This is a genomic window from Shewanella sp. Choline-02u-19, from assembly GCF_002836205.1.
Lineage (GTDB): Bacteria > Pseudomonadota > Gammaproteobacteria > Enterobacterales > Shewanellaceae > Shewanella.
Genome location: NZ_PJBE01000013.1, coordinates 2,211,988 through 2,227,602, shown reverse-complemented (window position 1 = coordinate 2,227,602; position 15,615 = coordinate 2,211,988). Strand labels below are relative to the sequence as shown.

The window sequence follows — 15,615 nt, the reverse complement described above, 5'->3', positions numbered from 1 at the left end:
CGTTATTACCTCGTTGCCAAGTTAGTTTGGCGAGTCACTATTTGGCCTGCAACCAACTTATGTAAGCCTTGGTCGACATAGGCTTCATTAGCTTTAACCGCGCCATTGATGAAGGCTTTGTCTTTTAAGGTGTAGATGATTTCAACATCTCGACGCTCAATGCGGAAACGTTGTTCACTGTCTTGGGTTAACACATAGATATTCCACAGACCGCGGATACCATCGGTAAGCGCAGATATTGGCACCCAATAGCCAGCCGAATCAATCGCATGTTGGTAAGTGAGGTAACTCAGCTCGCCATTAATAACGTCGGCATCAGAGGGCAGGGTCACTCTTAGTTCGACGGTGCGTGTCACGGGATCTAATTGTGCGCCGATACCCGCAATATTGGCTTGGTAGTCTTTGTCTCTAACGCGTAAGTTCACCGTTTGACCTGTGGTTAAGGTACTAGACACCTCTACTGGCACGCCGATATAAGCTTGCACATTATTGTCTTGGATTAAGGTAAACACTGGGCTACCTAGGGCGATAACTTCGCCCAGATTACGGCTTCGTTTACTAATGGTGCCATTGAACGGGGCGAGTAGATCTGACTTTTCAATTTTAAGCTGATTAGCCTGAATTGAGGCATTAAAACGACTTTTAGCGGCCAGTAAACTGTTGAGTTGACCCTTTAACTCATCTAGCTGCTGCTCTGAAACATAACCTTGCTTTTTAAGCTCAAGACTACGATTTAATGTTGCTGTAGCAAGATCAACATCGGCTTTATTTTGCGCTAAACTCGCTACTAGTTCATTTTTTTCAGCCTGTAAAAGTCGAGTATCGAGTCGGGCTAAGAGCTGACCTTCGACAACGCTCTCACCACTGTCGACGGTGAGTGCATTAATTTTACCGGCTAACTCAAAACCGACACCAGTGGTGTTACCGGCGCGGATGGTGCCTGAAAACTCTTGGGAGTAGGGGTACGATGACTCTGCAATTAACTCACTGCTGCTGACGGATTGATAGTTGGGTAACTCGGGGGCTTCGATGGGTGCATCTTGGCATGCAGAAAGAAAACTTACGGCAACTAAGCTTGTAAGCAGCATACGGCGAGTCACAGCCCTTTTAATATTCATTTTATAAAATCCGTTTGAGTTAAGTTAATGGTTAACACAATGTATGAAAAACGTTAAACTAGACTGCACAGTCTATTTCTAAAGAACTAGACTGTCTAGTCTAGTTCGTGATTAAATAGTTAATTGAACTATTTCAGCCCCCTAGAAAGAGCGTAAATGCCAATGGATGCACCTGTGATGAGTCGTAGCGAGCAAAAAAGAGAGCAAATATTACTGGCTGCAAAAGAACTTTTTTGCGGACAAGGTTTCCCGCATACCAGTATGGATGAGGTTGCTAAGCTGGCAGGGGTTTCAAAACAAACGGTGTACTCACACTTTGGCTGTAAAGATGATCTGTTTGTCGCTTCAATAGAATCTAAATGCCTTATTCATGGTGTAAACCAAGAAATGCTGTCTGATCCATCGACTCCAGAAGACAATTTAGCCTTGTTTGCCAAGCACTTCGCTGAGGTTATCACCAGTGCTGAAGCGATAACGGTGTTTAAAGCCTGCGTATCGCAAGCCGACACTCATCCAGAAATTTCTAAATTATTTTACAGTGCGGGGCCAGAAAATATACTGCGCATATTGAGTGACTACTTTATTAACGTCACCAAAGTAGGGACTTATAAGTTCGATAATCCACATCACTGCGCGGTCAGATTTTGCTTAATGACGTTTGGTGAAATGAGAATGAAGCTAGAACTCGGCTTAGATGTCTCAGATCTTGTAGAAGACAGAGTGGAATATATCAGCGGCAGTGTAAGCATGTTTTTAAATGCCTATCGGGCTAGGTAAGCCCAATATTTGCCTTGAGCAGTTAATAGCTGCTCTTTTTTACAAACATTAATCACCGACGGTGCCGGCCCTGATGTTACAAAGTGATCCTATTTTATTTAACAAACGTAATATACAGTCACAACTATAACGATAAGTCGTCTCCTTTTCTGCTAATGGAGTTAGCATGCACATAAAACCAATTTTCATGACCTCAATGGTCCTTTCAGCTATGGCACTTTCCTCTTTCACTCATGCAAAACAGAGCAAACCCTATTCGCCATTGAGTGTGAGTGTGTCGCGAATAGCGACCGGAACTGCGGCCGTCGGCGAGCAAGGTAACGAATTACAACGCGACCAGTGGATGTTCGATGTTAAGACCGGAATGCGGCTCAATAAGCAGTGGTCTATCGGGGCTAAGTTAGGTTACGACAATCTCGATTATGACTGGTCTTCAACCAGTATTAGTGGTCAGCAGACATGGGACAAGATTGAGCGTTATCGTGCTAGCTTATCATTGTCGTATCGTCCCGATCAGCATTGGATGTTTATGCTGGCGCCCAAATTACAGTATGCAGCGTCCGACAATGCATCATTAAGTAATGCGCAAAGCTATGGTGCTTTTCTATCGGCAATGTACCGCTTTAGCTCAGGCAATATGATTGGCTTTGGCGTAGGTTATCTCAACGATATTGATGAAGTCAGAACGGTGCCATTTATCGCGGTCAATTGGCAAATCACCGAACAGCTTAAATTGGGTAACCCATTCTCAGCAGGATTTAGTGGACCTGCAGGTTTAGAGTTGAGTTATACCTTGAACCCTGATTGGGACTTTGGTGTTGGTACCTCTAAAAGAACTAATCGATTTTTGATTGCTAATGATGAAGAAACGGCAGAAATTGATGAGTGGGTGAGCTTTGCGCGCGTAGGCTGGAAAATAAACTCCTCCTTTAGCGTTAATGGTTATGCCGGTTACTTCTTCAATGGCGAGCTTGAACTGAACCCACAAAACAGCAAAGAAGATATTGAAAACCAAGGCGCATTGGCCTTGGATTTTACCTACAAATTTTAAGCTGGAAAATGGATATTACTGGCCCAACATGGCTTCTTTTAAGCTGTTTTGGGCCGGTTCGTCACCTAACCAGATCTTGAGTAATGCCTGACGGAATGGCTCACTGGTGATAGTCGCTTGCGCTTCACCATTTTTAAACGCCGTGACGCCAGAGGTTTTACTTGCCAGTAAAGTAAACTGATCGCCGTCGACAATCTCTGCGCTAAAGAGCTGCATAAATTGTGCTATTTGCGTTTGAATTCCCGCGGTGTTTCCATCCGTTGCATCATCGAAGCCGTCATTGATGGCTTCTTTCATCTTATCGGCAGTAATCATACCCGAGGTAATGTTTAGTCTCACAGCAACGTTGTCAGCAGCTAATACCGCAGCGGTGTTATCGAGTACGGTCGGTACATATAAGCTACCGACATAGAGGTCGATAAAAAATTTACTGCGCACACCCGCGCCATTAAGCACTAGCGGCTGCTCGTTGAGCGTTAACGTCTTATTAAGCTCAACACCCGAGATCTCTTTAGCCTGTAAAGAGAGTGGCAGCAGTGCAGCAGCAATAACAATAGAACAGATAAACTTCATAAAAACCTCAAATAGAAAGGGACAGGGCTTAGCCACGCGTACCCAATTGATACTCGCCACTTTGTAGAAACATAATCGCTTGCTTTTGCTTCGGTGAAATAAGCAATGGACCATCGTCAAAAAACAGAAAGCATTTCCAGTTTCTAACAAATACATCCCAACGGGTTTCAATCACTTGATACTTTTCATAGCAAAAATATATCTTGGCGGCATCCTGCCAATTAATATGTTCGGCTATAGGCTCGGGTAGAGCGGGTTCTTCACTGTCCCAGGCACTTTGCCACGGCTCTGGTAATGCCCAAGCGTCTTGTTTGGCTGCCCAATCGCCTTTACCAAATTGCTCGGCGCAGCTACTTTTATTGCTTATCCATTTATTCCAAACTTCCATCGACGTCTTTTGAGAAAGTGGCTTAATTAGCGCTTTATCTTCATCGGTCACTGGCAGATCTTTATGATTAAAAATCCACTTACGTTTGTATTGTTCTAATGGAATATAGGTATCTGACACGCGACCTCTCTGTTGAATTTAATTAGCTTAAAACGCAGTGGTCAGCATTATATACGCAAGGGGCATAGATGGGGATATTTTTAATGAGTGTACTTGGTCATGGTTTGCAGTCGCGCGTGATAGGCCATTTTGATAATAACCCTAGAGCTGTCATGGTCGTTGCCGTGGCGCTACGTCACTGCCGTAAAGTGTGTTTTAAGATGACCACGTTAACAAACGCAATATCTCTTATTTTATGAAACCATTATCAGCCGCTTAGACTGTATTCCACACATTCAGCTATTTTAAAACCAAGCACTATGACAACACGTAGCAGGGGAGTTGATAAGTGTAACGACTTGAATTGGGTAAACCTATCCCTTGTAAGCGCACAATTCTAACACTTAAATGACGCATTTAATTACAACACGTTGCATTTATGTTGTAGGTGTATTATTTTGCCACCGATAATAATAAAGAAGGATTTTGTGTGTTGTTACTAAGGACTATCTCGCTATATTTTTTGCTGATTTTTTTGCTTTGGGGCTGCGCGGTAGATAAAAGACCTGATCATTATATCTCAGCTATTCCTGTCAGCCGCTCATTGGCTGCGCATGCAAGCCATCTTCCACAGCACAGTCAATTACAAAATGCGCTAAAGCAGCGAAACCTCATCATCTCAGAGACGGGTGAAATACTGCCTATTAACCAAAGTGTTTGTAATGCGGCGCTGTTTTATCGCGTCACTGACGCTACTTTTCCACAATATGTCGGTAAACATCAAGACTTACTCTCGGGGTTTTATATTGATGTTATAAGAGTTAATAACGACTGGGTAGTCGTTGATACTGACAATGATTTTACTCAGAGCCAAAGGCGGCTCACTTTACCTGCATTGGCGCTAGCGTTAACGCCAAAGCTTATGAGGCATGATGCGATCATCATTAGGCCTGAACCTGAGACAAGGCTCTCAGATCTAAAACAGTTGCTTCAATCAGCTAAAGCCCAATTTCCACAGCATTCATTGCAATTTGTGGTAGCAGAAAAGTACGTAGTGCAAGTCGAAAAGTCTGGCGTTAAAGGCGTATCAGACAGCCCTGCTCAATCTCATCCCTATCTTGCGGCAACATCGCTGACTTCAAATGCGCGTAAGCGAGTGCTCATGACCGTCGATAGTTTTGATGTCGCCGAGCCAATCGCCATCATCGTTGACACCCAGCCATTAACAGCCTGCATGCAGGCCAATAAAAGTGTGGTACTTGCACCAACACAAAAAATTATAGCGCCGCCATTGACTGTGGATGCGGTGTTACTTGCCAACGTATTGCCGTCTAATGCCGATTTTAACCGTCTCGATGAGCAACAACGGCTACTGAGTGACGGCCAATATTTAACGATTGATAACCAGCAGCAAAGTTATCCGCTGAGCAATAAAATAGACACCAATCGCTGTCGCCAGTTAACGCCCGGCGATGAGCTTTATCAATACTGCTTAGATAGACAACAAGATGGCGACACAGCCGTTACCACTCAAAAATACATCATGAAGAAACAACAATAATGAACTCAAGCAAGTTTTCAAACCATGTAAAAATAGTGCTATTACTGTTGCTCTTTGTGGTTTATGTCTGTTTAGAGTTATCGCTAAACATCTTACTCATCGATATGTACGCCCAACCTATTCAAGCGGTCTTTGGCGAGCATAGAATCACTGCGGAGAGGTTAGAGTTATTTGGTCGAACCCTTTCTGGATTTGGCTTAGCACTGGCTGTGGCCACCTTTATACCGGCGACGTTGTTTAATCGACTTATTCGCGATGAAACAAAAAAGGTAGAAGCGGGTAAAACACTTGACCCCAAAACCGCTCAGCTTATCAATGGGGTTTTCCGCCCGTTGATACTGGTATTGGTCTGGGCCTTAATTATCCCTTGCTTGAGGATCGCGGTTGATGGCGTTGTCGATACCACGTCAAATGATAAAAAGCTCAGTGCAGTCAGAGCCATTGTTTATAAAGAAGCCTATTTAGCAGAAACGGTCGCGATTGAAGGTTTCCCCGAGTTTGATGACATTGTTAGCGACCCTAAACGCAAAGATTTAATGGTGGCATTAATTCCCTCTCTGGCTTACTTCTCAGCAGGATTCAATAAGTTGATTGAATCTAACCTCGAAAATATGGCCGACCAATTTCTACTTAATCGTCAAGAAGTGGCTTTTATCACTGAGGCCATTCCGCGTATTAGGCAGTTTGACCGTACCTATAAACAAGAGTTGGCTCGTTATCAAAAAGCCAATAAAGCGTATTTAGTGGCGCTCAAGAAAGAGAATAACTACAGCCTGATTGAGCAAGAGCGGGTGGCGTTACTGAACCAGGCAAATGACAGTATTACCAATCATTGGAAAAGCTATTCGCAAGCGCTGCTCGACGCCGATAATTACCGTAAGGATGTGGCTGAAGATGCTAATAATCCGATAAGAAAGGGCTATAGCTCAGTCAAAGATGACTATTTTAGCTCAAGCTGTAAATCAGATTGCCGCCAACAACTTAAAGTCGACTTTGCTAAGTATCTAAGCACACTGAAATACGACACTGGAGAATCCTTTGGTGTTTACCTGACGGCAGATGATATCACCGTTGCCAAAATGCTTAAGTCAAAGTACTACCTTATGTCGATGTTCGAGCGTGGGCGAATTAAGTACATACACCGGCTGTATGGTATTCCTGAAGAGATGGAGTACGAGCAATATAATGACTCACCGCAAGCGTTAACGGTGGCGGTTGATGTCTTTAACAAGCAGGGCGTTAAGGTGGCTAACGATTGGACATTGAGTGACCAAAGAGGATTACATCAAGCCATTGAAGCCAAATATAAAGGCCGCGCCAAAGCGTTGTGGAATGAGTACCGCAAAAACGCTCGTTTTTCTGTCGCAAAACCGCGTCTAGACCGAGTTGGATTTGCCCGTTTACCGCAGGTGACTAAGTACGCTAAAAAAACACTGGGTAACTACTATTTAGCCGAATTCACCCCCAGTATTTCAGAGCGAAAATACAAGAAGCTGTGGCTCGCTAAGCAAGATAACATCTCCTTTATCAAAATGGTGACCTCTACGGCGGCCACTGCGGCTTTCTCACCTGGTGGCAGTATGTTCATGCTGGGTAAAGACGCTGTTAAGCTCGCGGTTATTCCGCCAATGAGCATAGCTGCAAGTTTATTGGCTATCTTTTTGTTATTTATCAAACTGGGTGTGTATTTGTGGTCAAAAAGCAAAAGCTATCTCACTCTAGCGATGCTTGCTGGTGCGATTGCTTTTGGGGTTCCGGTGGGCGCCTCTGTGACGGACAAAAATGCTTATCACGTTATGATGGGGAATTTTGCTGAAGCCTTCAGTACTGTTGACCCTTTCGATCGATTTTTCACTCTTGGTTTTGGTTATGTGCTGGATGTTGAAAATGGCATATTCCAAACTTATCGGGATCTTAGTGTGGTAAGGCTGGTGGGCCAAATCATCAAATATCGCCCGCCTTATCAACCGCAAGAGTCAAATCAACCGGTTGAGACAATTGCGCTTGAACATGAGCAATATTTTTTAAGAGCTTATGACGATCTTGCTTATGCGTGGTTATCATTTCTGCCTAAGCATTACGGCTTTGGTGAAGTGATAAAACCGTTCGACACCAACATTACGGTACTGAAGCAAGATATGAATGTTGGTGCTTATATTGGGGTTCGATTGGAAAATAAAAAAGTGGCAGCAGTTAATATGCCTAACTTTTTACAAAACTCTGATATTGGCTTGCTCGCAGAGCAAAAGTTTTTCTATAAACCGGATGTGGTTGGACTGGTTTCTGAGTTTGCTTCTAATTTTGACGATCCTCAATATTGGCTTCAACTAGGCCAAGGTGATGTTGGCAAAGAGTCGTTAATACAGAAGCTTGAAGTTAACATGACCGCTTATCTTAATCATCAGCCATCCACGTTATCGCTGCTGAATACACTGCATAAAAAGGGTCAAAATAATTTAATCTTACTTGAGCTTAAACGTACCAAGAAATACCGCTGCTTTGTACTTGGGGTCGTTGATGCCCAGATGATCAGTGACTCGATTAACGTTAATTTCTTCGATTATGAAGAGCTGCCTAAATGTAAGGCCGTCCTATGATAAAAAGTATTACTATTTCGATTGTTGAATGGCTGGCAGAAAACCTAGTGCTGCTGCTCTTTGTCGGTGTTTTATTTATTGTCATTCAATTTTTTAACTTACAAGAACATCAAGCAATAAGTGATGCGGCTAAGCACGCTGAGATTATAAAAATTAAACTTTCACTGATTACGGAACAATAACCATGACCACGGAAACTAAGCCTAAACGGTTCTCTTTCAAGTTTGATGTCTTTAGTCTAATGACGTTGGGAGTGGTGTTATATATGGCCTTTAGCGCGCATACGACCAACATGAAGAACGCAGAGAAGTTAAATGGATTACTGAGCAAATATGAGCAAACGCTAGATGCGGCCATTGCTAACGATAAAGTGACATTGGATCGCTACCAAAAAAATGTGAAAAAAGCAGTGCAGTCATTGTCGCCAAAAGAGCGTCAGTTGATGTTAGCCTTACTTGAAATTGAACGGAAGAAAGAAGTACTTTAAGCACTAAAGACAAGGTGTCGATGACGCCTTGTTCTTGCTAGCCGGCAAACGTGAGCGTGCACTCACGACTGTGCAACCGCTATTTGATATGCTTGAACTTCAGTTCGTCAACCAAGCAGGTGATAGTTGGTTGGTTAAAAATTAATCAAGCGATATTCAAACCAGCTGTTAAGTCTATTTATCAGCCAGAATGACTCGTGTGTCGACATGCTGCATTCACGCTATTGAGGTTAATCGCCAGCTTAGCTCACTTATCAATCTGTCTCTGTTCGAAGTTCACTGCTAATATTAATGAATTTGATGTTCGCTAAGCAGCAGAATAAGTTCTTTTTGTCATTTTAAATAACTGGCAGACAGATAATACGAACCTAAAAATCTCGAGGTCAAACGACAGAAGGTGTACGTCTTTTCCGCTAGTTACCCCTTCCACATAACAGAAAAGTCGAGTTAGGTGAGTTTATGCTGGCATATTAACCGATTGAGTCGGCTTAGAGCTGTACGCATTAGGGCAAAAGTGTCACTATCGATCATCTAAGCTGAACGATTGCCCGTTAGAGCGTCATGGGTGGGTATATTTTATATTAAGATGCAAATCGCGAGTAAGCTATTGGGCCACACCCACCTGTCGATAGACAGAGCTCTTAACAATAGCCTGTATCACTGCAAGCAACTATTTCTACTTAAATGTCAGGGACTGATATTTAAGTATCTAAAGTGCTAAGTTAGTAAAGGAGATAGCACTGCTTTCAGATTAAGACTGGCAAAAGATGTTTAATCGTTTATTTATTAATAATAAAAATTACAAGGAACAATATGTTACAGCTAACTAATTCTGTTTGCGAAGCCCTTATTTGTGGTGTTTGGCGTTTAATCCCAGTGGAATCAATTCATGGGGTTAATAACGTAATGCGTAGATGTCCAGAGTGTCACGCATCTATCAAGTTAATGAAGGGAAAAGAAGGACAACGTGCGTATTTTGAGCATGAAAAAAGAAACCCTGATTGCAGCCTTGTGACGTCAAAAGGGAAAAAAACTCTGTATGTTCATGCGTCAGTTAAAGTATCGGAAAAGGATAGAGAAGATAGTGAGAAACTTGAAGATCTATTATCCCTTTGTATCGGTAATGACCAAGTGATCAACGACGGTGACATTGGTGAAGATCTTATCGATGCGTGTGATTCGCCTTTATCTGCTCTAGAAAAAAGACATGAAATAAATGCTCGCGTAGGCCAAGGTCAATTTAAAGAAGAAGTGATCAAGGTATGGGGCAGTGAAACCTGCGCATTAACACTGACGCCTGTAAAAGAGATACTGGTTGCTTCACATATTAAAGCTTGGCGCAATTGTGAAAATACCGCTGAGCATTTAGAAGGCGCAAATGGCATTTTGTTGTGTGCTCATATTGATAAGTTATTCGCTAAACATCGCATCACCTTTAAAAATGTTGGGCGTGAATTTAGATTGAAACTGGCTGATGATTTAGACAGATCACTGATGACTCAATTGGGTATCAATGAAGGCGATGCACTCGCCACTGGCAGAATGAATGCCGCAGACCTTGAAAAGTTTGAAGATTATTTATCTCAACACCAAAAGATTTTTAATCTGTTAAATGAAAATAATATTGTTTAGACCCAATAAATAGCACAACAGTTACTATAAGTTGGTCTATTTGTTGTTTTACCTACAACCGAGTTGATAAGCAGTCAAATGAATAGGCCGGTCATGATAGCGGCCTGAGTTTTTGAAGCTTGGTTATGGTTAAACCTGCTATTTTGGATGTTTGAGGATGCTCATCAAGCTTTTGTCGATGATGCCATTGCCTGAACCTAGTTCAACATACGCTGGTCTTGAAATACGCCCTTTTATCACTGTGTTAGTCACACCGTGAGGAGGGCTTTTTTGTATATGGACCGGCAGGATTGATTAACATTGAGCCTGTAGCGTTAGCTACTCCAATGAATAAAGTGTTAAAAACGACTCCTGAGGCTAACCGCTTCACTTGAATGCGTCGTGGTGATGGGTTTGTTGAACTGCACCGATACGCTTATCGATAACCGTGTAGTGGACATTATTGTAGGACTCAGTTGCTGATGAATTTCTCTGTTACGGATAATTTTGACAGTAATATCATCATCGGCACTATCAATCCCCCCCTTTCATATGTGTGATAATCATCATTATTATTAGTGACTTGATGGAGATCATGTCTTTTTAGAGCCGTTATACTTTAAACTACATCATTATGGGTATTACTCTATGTTGATACTTTTTATTTACATCAAGAATAATTATAAAAGCAATATTTTGCTGGACTGTTTTAGGTCTTAATAGGGAATTATTATGTCTGCTTTAATAGCTCAAGCGGAGAATCGCAGTATTCAAAGCTCCAACACACAAGGGACGGGTTTTATTCAGCAAGTAAGGTCGGTTCGGTTTCAGCTCAAATTAATTGTTTTTCTTACGGTTATCTCTTTTATACTCCTCGGGTATAAGGGGATCACTGGCATGCAAGATGCGGGAGATTCTATCGAGGAACTTTACACTCAGGGCATGCAGCACAGCATTAGAGCGGGTAAAGTTCTTAATGAGCTCGCAAGTGCACGCAGTGGGCTTTTGCTGGCATTTCAGCATGACCCGAGTAGTAAGTTCTCAGATATGCATAATCACCCACTTGAAAAGCACATCAAGGCAACCCAAGCCTCTATCGATCTGCTGCATCACATCGTTGATAATGAGATTTTAAGCTCTCCTCTTGAGACAGACGAACGTGAGCAAATTAATCGATTAGCAGATCTACTGGATAAGGTTACCATTTCGGGATTTGAGCCCGCTCTCGAGGCATTAAGACGCGGCAATTATGAAGAGTCGAATCACATCTTACTGACTCAAATTAACCCACTGTTTAAGAATATTAATACAGAAGCGCAGTCATTTTTGGAACTACAGGTAGCCGAAGGGAAAGAAAGTTTTGAACTGTCTAAGGACAATATGGCTTTCTACATCTTATTAGTCGCGATGTTTTCCAGTATCAGTATGCTGGTGATCAGTATCAGTTCTACTCTTATTATTAGACGCGTTAGCCAGGCGGTAACGCAGCTTGAAAATACCGCTAACGATATTGCTAATGGGGATCTGACCAAACGTATCAATCTGGGTGGCGATGATGAATTTTCACATATTGCAGCGTACGTGAATCAGATTACATCCAGATTTCAACATGCGGTACAAAATACCCATGATTCGACGTCTAGATTGGCAAGTTCGGCCGAAGAAAACTCCGTGGTATCGACTCAGACTCAACGTAATGTGGTCGATCAACAGCAACAGACCCAGCTAATCGCAACTGCCATTCATCAGTTTTCCGCAACAGTGCGTGAGGTGGCTCAAAGCGCAGCAGCCGCTGCAATGACCTCGGAAGAGGCGAACACCGCAGCCAGTAATGGTCAAGCGATTGTTGATGAGAGCATTAAGGTGATTGAAACCCTATCTACAGAGATGGACGATGCAACCGAGGCGATGAAGCTCCTGTCGCAACATTCAGATGAAATTGGCTCTGTGGTCGATGTTATTCAGGGGATCTCCCAGCAAACCAACCTGTTAGCACTCAATGCCGCTATCGAGGCAGCCCGTGCCGGTGAGCAGGGACGAGGTTTCGCGGTGGTGGCCGATGAGGTGCGTAATTTAGCCAAACGGACGCAGGACTCCACGGAAGAGATCCAAAAGATGATCCAGCGTTTACAGCAAGGTGCTCGTGATTCTACGGTGATGATGGAGCGTGGGACTGAGCAAGCGAAGTTGAGTGTCGATAAATCGCAGCAAGCCGGCGATGCACTGCAGCAAATTATAGTCAGTATCGAACAGATTAACTCTCTGAATGCGCAGATTGCAACGGCTTCCGAACAGCAGAGTTCGGTAACCGAAGAGATAAATAAAAACATCATCAATATCAGCGATATCTCAGATCAGACTGCAGCTGGAGCGGAGCAGAGCAATGTGGCCACCCGGGAGTTAGCTATCCTAGCGGAGTCGATGCAACAGCAGATCGCGCAGTATAGAGTGTAGTTATTCTCATCAGAAGTACTAGGGGCTGTTGATCTTTCGAGCTTAGTTTTTGTTCGACTCTTTGTCGTAAAGAATCATGGCTTTAGTACAAGGCTTGAGCTTCTTGCTTAGCCGGCTAAGTAAGAAGCTTGTAACGCACTTTAGTTGTAAAAGAATAGAAGCATTGAAATGAATCCGAAGGGCCGCACTTCTTGGTTATTTTTACTGTGTTGCCGGCTGTTTGTGGAGAATGACTAAACGATATCGCTGCCGCCTTGCCAAAATAGCCAATAAACTGCGGTAAAAACAACCGTGAAAGATCAACATTCCCTAATTGGCTATGTAAGGCTTATGAGTACTTCAAGCTTCGCTTGCTAACCCAGCGTAAAAACTTCGTCGCAGTAATCCATAGCCTCAAATATTAAAATTAACGCTCTACACGATCAGTCAGTACAGTCGTTAGATTATTGCGGCTTTGTATCACTAGCGGGGCAATCGCTCTGCTGGTGCGACTATCAGCATCTATGGTAGCGGTTCGCTTGCTTTGCCCTGTTAAGTTGGTAAGGTATTGTTCATAAAGAAAATCAAAGCGTTATTGTTCTGAAGTGTTCATGATGATACACCTAGTATAAGAGACTTACATAAGGCCTACTCTCGTCAGTATTTAGGTTGGGAAGTAGAGATGGATTTTATCTTTCTACTGCCAAACACTCTTTATTCATGCTTGGTATTCCAGATTGAACTCGTCACTGTAGTGGGGGAGTCACAAACACCAATTTTAAACGGACCAAATAAAGTGAGTGTTTATGCGTCCCTCAACTTTTGAGCCAGCAATGCTTAGTTGCTTAAAACAACGTTTTAGTATCAGGCACTTAAGGATATATTAATGAATAATCTTCACACTTACATTGCAGCTACAAAAGGTGAGTTGAACGGGGTGGAGTTAGAAGCCTCGGAATCATTTGATAAATCATATACCGATCAAGGTATCGTCGTTAATTGCATCGAATCAATATTTCATTTCAACAATGGGGTGGTGATGAAATGTTGTAATGAAGCTGATATGTTGGAAGAGAATGAACAAATATGCGCAGAGTGTTGGATATCATATGAAGTGATTTCCGAATCTGACGATACGCATATATGTCCTCAAAGAAAGACGTTCTTAAATCATTGCCAAGAGGCTTTTTGGCTGAAAATTAACACGCAACAATAGGCACGTAAAAAGCGAATCAATAAGGACAAGAAACAATGGACTGTTTTCGTTGCTCAATATTCGCCCATTAGCAGGGCATTTTATGCTTCATAATTGAAGGTGTAGACGAAATAATGAACTCGCACATACTTAAACCACGCGCTAAGGCCTTCGATTACCTGTTTGATTCAGTGGTCGTCACTGACTCACAAGGCATCATTACTGATTGGAACAAAGGTTCTGAAGCACTCTATGGCTACTCCAAAGAAGATGCTATTGGTCAATCTGTTAGTATGCTCCATGTCCCAGAGGACACCGATCACATCACATCAGAAGTGATATCAGCGGTGGGAGAATTGGGGCAATGGACTGGTGAAATCAGGATGTTACATAAAAATGGCGATATTGGCTGGATCGAGTCGATGTGTGTCCCTATTTATGATTCAAATGAGCAGATGGTCGGTGCGCTAGGGGTCAATCGAGATATCACCAGTCGCATAAAAGAAGCCGAACGACTTCAATACCTCGCACATTATGATTACCTCACAAAAATCCCTAATCGTTACTTGTTGTTCGACCGTGTGGAGCATTTAATTGCACAGTCTAAACGTCATAAAATGAATTTTGCGCTGCTTTATATTGATTTGGATAAATTCAAAACGATTAACGATACCAAAGGTCATACTTTCGGAGATCAGGTCTTGATAGAAACCGCGATACGCCTCAAACAATGCATTCGTGGCTCAGATACCGTCGCCAGAATAGGGGGGGATGAGTTTGTTATTTTGCTAGAAGAAATGGCGAATAAGAATGATGTTTCGATAGTCGTTGCAACTTTAGACAAGGCATTTAATAAAGCATTCATTGTCGATGGTAACAATATTGAGGTTTGTTGTAGTGTGGGGGTCGCAATCTACCCTGACCAAGGAACCACGATGGACTCATTGCTCGCAACTGCTGATAAAGATATGTACCAAACCAAGCGGCGTGATCGCGATTAGCTCAAAAAAGCCTGCACATGGCAGGCTGATGCTTGTCTGATACCGATAACGTCAGCAGACGTTTAAGCTTGAATGTACGTCATGCTCACTAAGTCGACACGTTATCCAACACCACATCGTCTCCAATAGCGTGCAGTGCCGCTGTTAATTTATCCTCATGGCTGGCATCTTTGAGGCCTAAATCAAACTCAGCCCTAAACAGGGCGATACCTGTGTGGCTAGCACTCTCATATCGAGTACTCATGTGCTCAATATTGATCCCTAGTGCACTGATCTTATTTGAGATCTCGTGGACTAAACCCGGTCTGTCATAGGCAACTAGTGAATAACTGAGGTGGATATCTTCATTGGTGGCTTTCTTCGTTTTTGCGTAAGTTAACGCAACACCTTCTAAGCATTCTAAGCTTTCAACGAGTTCATCCCACTGTGCCGAAGGCACCTCTAATAATAGGATTGCAGCAAATATGCCATCGATGTGGCGTAGCTCAGAATCTAACCAATTACCGCCGTGTCGGCTTACTGCATGGGCTATTTGTTCTACTAAACCTTCACGGTCCATCGCTTGTAACGTAACCAGATACCTTAACATATTGATATAGCTCCATTAATTAATAAGTTAACCACTGTAACACTAGTGTCATTTTTGCGTAATATAATGCACAGCATTAGAATATGTCAGCGTAGTGCTTATTTGGTAACACTACAGTTAGCATAGTCGTGGATA

15 protein-coding genes are annotated in these 15,615 nt (G+C 42.7%); 11 read left to right on the top strand and 4 right to left on the bottom strand.

All coding sequences use genetic code 11. The annotated features are described in order from the left end of the window. Positions 1-5 precede the first annotated feature (5 nt). Positions 6-1,118: an efflux RND transporter periplasmic adaptor subunit gene (locus tag CXF83_RS16435; RefSeq protein WP_101093324.1), complete on the bottom strand. Its 1,113-nt coding sequence runs from the start codon at positions 1,116-1,118 to the stop codon at positions 6-8. Positions 1,119-1,280: 162 nt separating this feature from the next. Here CXF83_RS16435 and CXF83_RS16430 point away from each other — a divergent pair, with 162 nt between their 5' ends. Both CXF83_RS16430 and CXF83_RS16425 read left to right on the top strand, forming a co-directional pair. Then, positions 1,281-1,895 (top strand): TetR/AcrR family transcriptional regulator, encoded by a 615-nt coding sequence (locus tag CXF83_RS16430; RefSeq protein ID WP_101093381.1) that lies wholly within the window; start codon positions 1,281-1,283, stop codon positions 1,893-1,895. A 166-nt stretch (positions 1,896-2,061) separates the two neighbouring features. After that, entirely contained in the window at positions 2,062-2,946 is an 885-nt protein-coding gene (locus CXF83_RS16425) for a DUF6268 family outer membrane beta-barrel protein (RefSeq protein WP_101093322.1), read from the top strand. Between the two features lie 15 nt (positions 2,947-2,961). On the opposite strand, the gene CXF83_RS16420 is transcribed toward CXF83_RS16425, so the two are convergent. Then, positions 2,962-3,519 (bottom strand): chalcone isomerase family protein, encoded by a 558-nt coding sequence (locus tag CXF83_RS16420; protein ID WP_101093320.1) that lies wholly within the window; start codon positions 3,517-3,519, stop codon positions 2,962-2,964. 28 nt (positions 3,520-3,547) lie between these two features. Beyond that, positions 3,548-4,027, bottom strand: coding sequence for a DUF2947 domain-containing protein (locus CXF83_RS16415; protein ID WP_101093318.1), 480 nt, complete (start codon positions 4,025-4,027; stop codon positions 3,548-3,550). A gap of 68 nt (positions 4,028-4,095) precedes the next feature. On the opposite strand from CXF83_RS16415, the gene CXF83_RS22565 reads away from it, so the two are divergent. The 9 genes from CXF83_RS22565 (at position 4,096) to CXF83_RS16370 (ending at position 14,891) form a co-directional block, all read left to right on the top strand. Next, complete coding sequence (locus CXF83_RS22565) at positions 4,096-4,266, top strand: hypothetical protein (RefSeq protein WP_157822942.1); 171 nt, start codon at positions 4,096-4,098, stop codon at positions 4,264-4,266. A gap of 230 nt (positions 4,267-4,496) precedes the next feature. After that, the gene (locus CXF83_RS16410; RefSeq protein WP_101093316.1) at positions 4,497-5,567 is read left to right on the top strand and encodes a hypothetical protein; all 1,071 of its coding nucleotides are present in this window, start codon (positions 4,497-4,499) and stop codon (positions 5,565-5,567) included. Further along, the gene (locus tag CXF83_RS16405; protein ID WP_101093314.1) at positions 5,567-8,164 is read left to right on the top strand and encodes a hypothetical protein; all 2,598 of its coding nucleotides are present in this window, start codon (positions 5,567-5,569) and stop codon (positions 8,162-8,164) included. Before CXF83_RS16410 ends, CXF83_RS16405 begins: the two co-directional genes overlap by 1 nt. Then, positions 8,161-8,346, top strand: a complete 186-nt coding sequence (locus CXF83_RS16400; protein WP_101093312.1) for a hypothetical protein — start codon at positions 8,161-8,163, stop codon at positions 8,344-8,346. The genes CXF83_RS16405 and CXF83_RS16400 overlap by 4 nt, the downstream gene beginning before the upstream one ends. A 2-nt stretch (positions 8,347-8,348) precedes the next feature. Next, complete coding sequence (locus CXF83_RS16395; RefSeq protein WP_101093310.1) at positions 8,349-8,651, top strand: hypothetical protein; 303 nt, start codon at positions 8,349-8,351, stop codon at positions 8,649-8,651. 813 nt (positions 8,652-9,464) lie between these two features. Beyond that, a complete protein-coding gene (locus CXF83_RS16390) occupies positions 9,465-10,283 on the top strand; it encodes an HNH endonuclease signature motif containing protein (protein ID WP_101093308.1) in 819 nt (272 codons plus the stop codon). Positions 10,284-10,994: 711 nt separating this feature from the next. Next, the gene (locus CXF83_RS16385; protein WP_101093306.1) at positions 10,995-12,716 is read left to right on the top strand and encodes a methyl-accepting chemotaxis protein; all 1,722 of its coding nucleotides are present in this window, start codon (positions 10,995-10,997) and stop codon (positions 12,714-12,716) included. A gap of 865 nt (positions 12,717-13,581) precedes the next feature. Beyond that, on the top strand, positions 13,582-13,911 hold the full coding sequence (locus tag CXF83_RS16375) for a hypothetical protein (RefSeq protein ID WP_101093304.1): 330 nt from the start codon (positions 13,582-13,584) through the stop codon (positions 13,909-13,911). 113 nt (positions 13,912-14,024) lie between these two features. Further along, positions 14,025-14,891: a sensor domain-containing diguanylate cyclase gene (locus CXF83_RS16370; protein ID WP_101093302.1), complete on the top strand. Its 867-nt coding sequence runs from the start codon at positions 14,025-14,027 to the stop codon at positions 14,889-14,891. Between the two features lie 88 nt (positions 14,892-14,979). Here the strand turns inward: CXF83_RS16370 and CXF83_RS16365 are convergent, their stop codons facing one another. Continuing rightward, on the bottom strand, positions 14,980-15,480 hold the full coding sequence (locus CXF83_RS16365) for a glycine cleavage system protein R (protein ID WP_101093300.1): 501 nt from the start codon (positions 15,478-15,480) through the stop codon (positions 14,980-14,982). Positions 15,481-15,615: the final 135 nt, after the last annotated feature.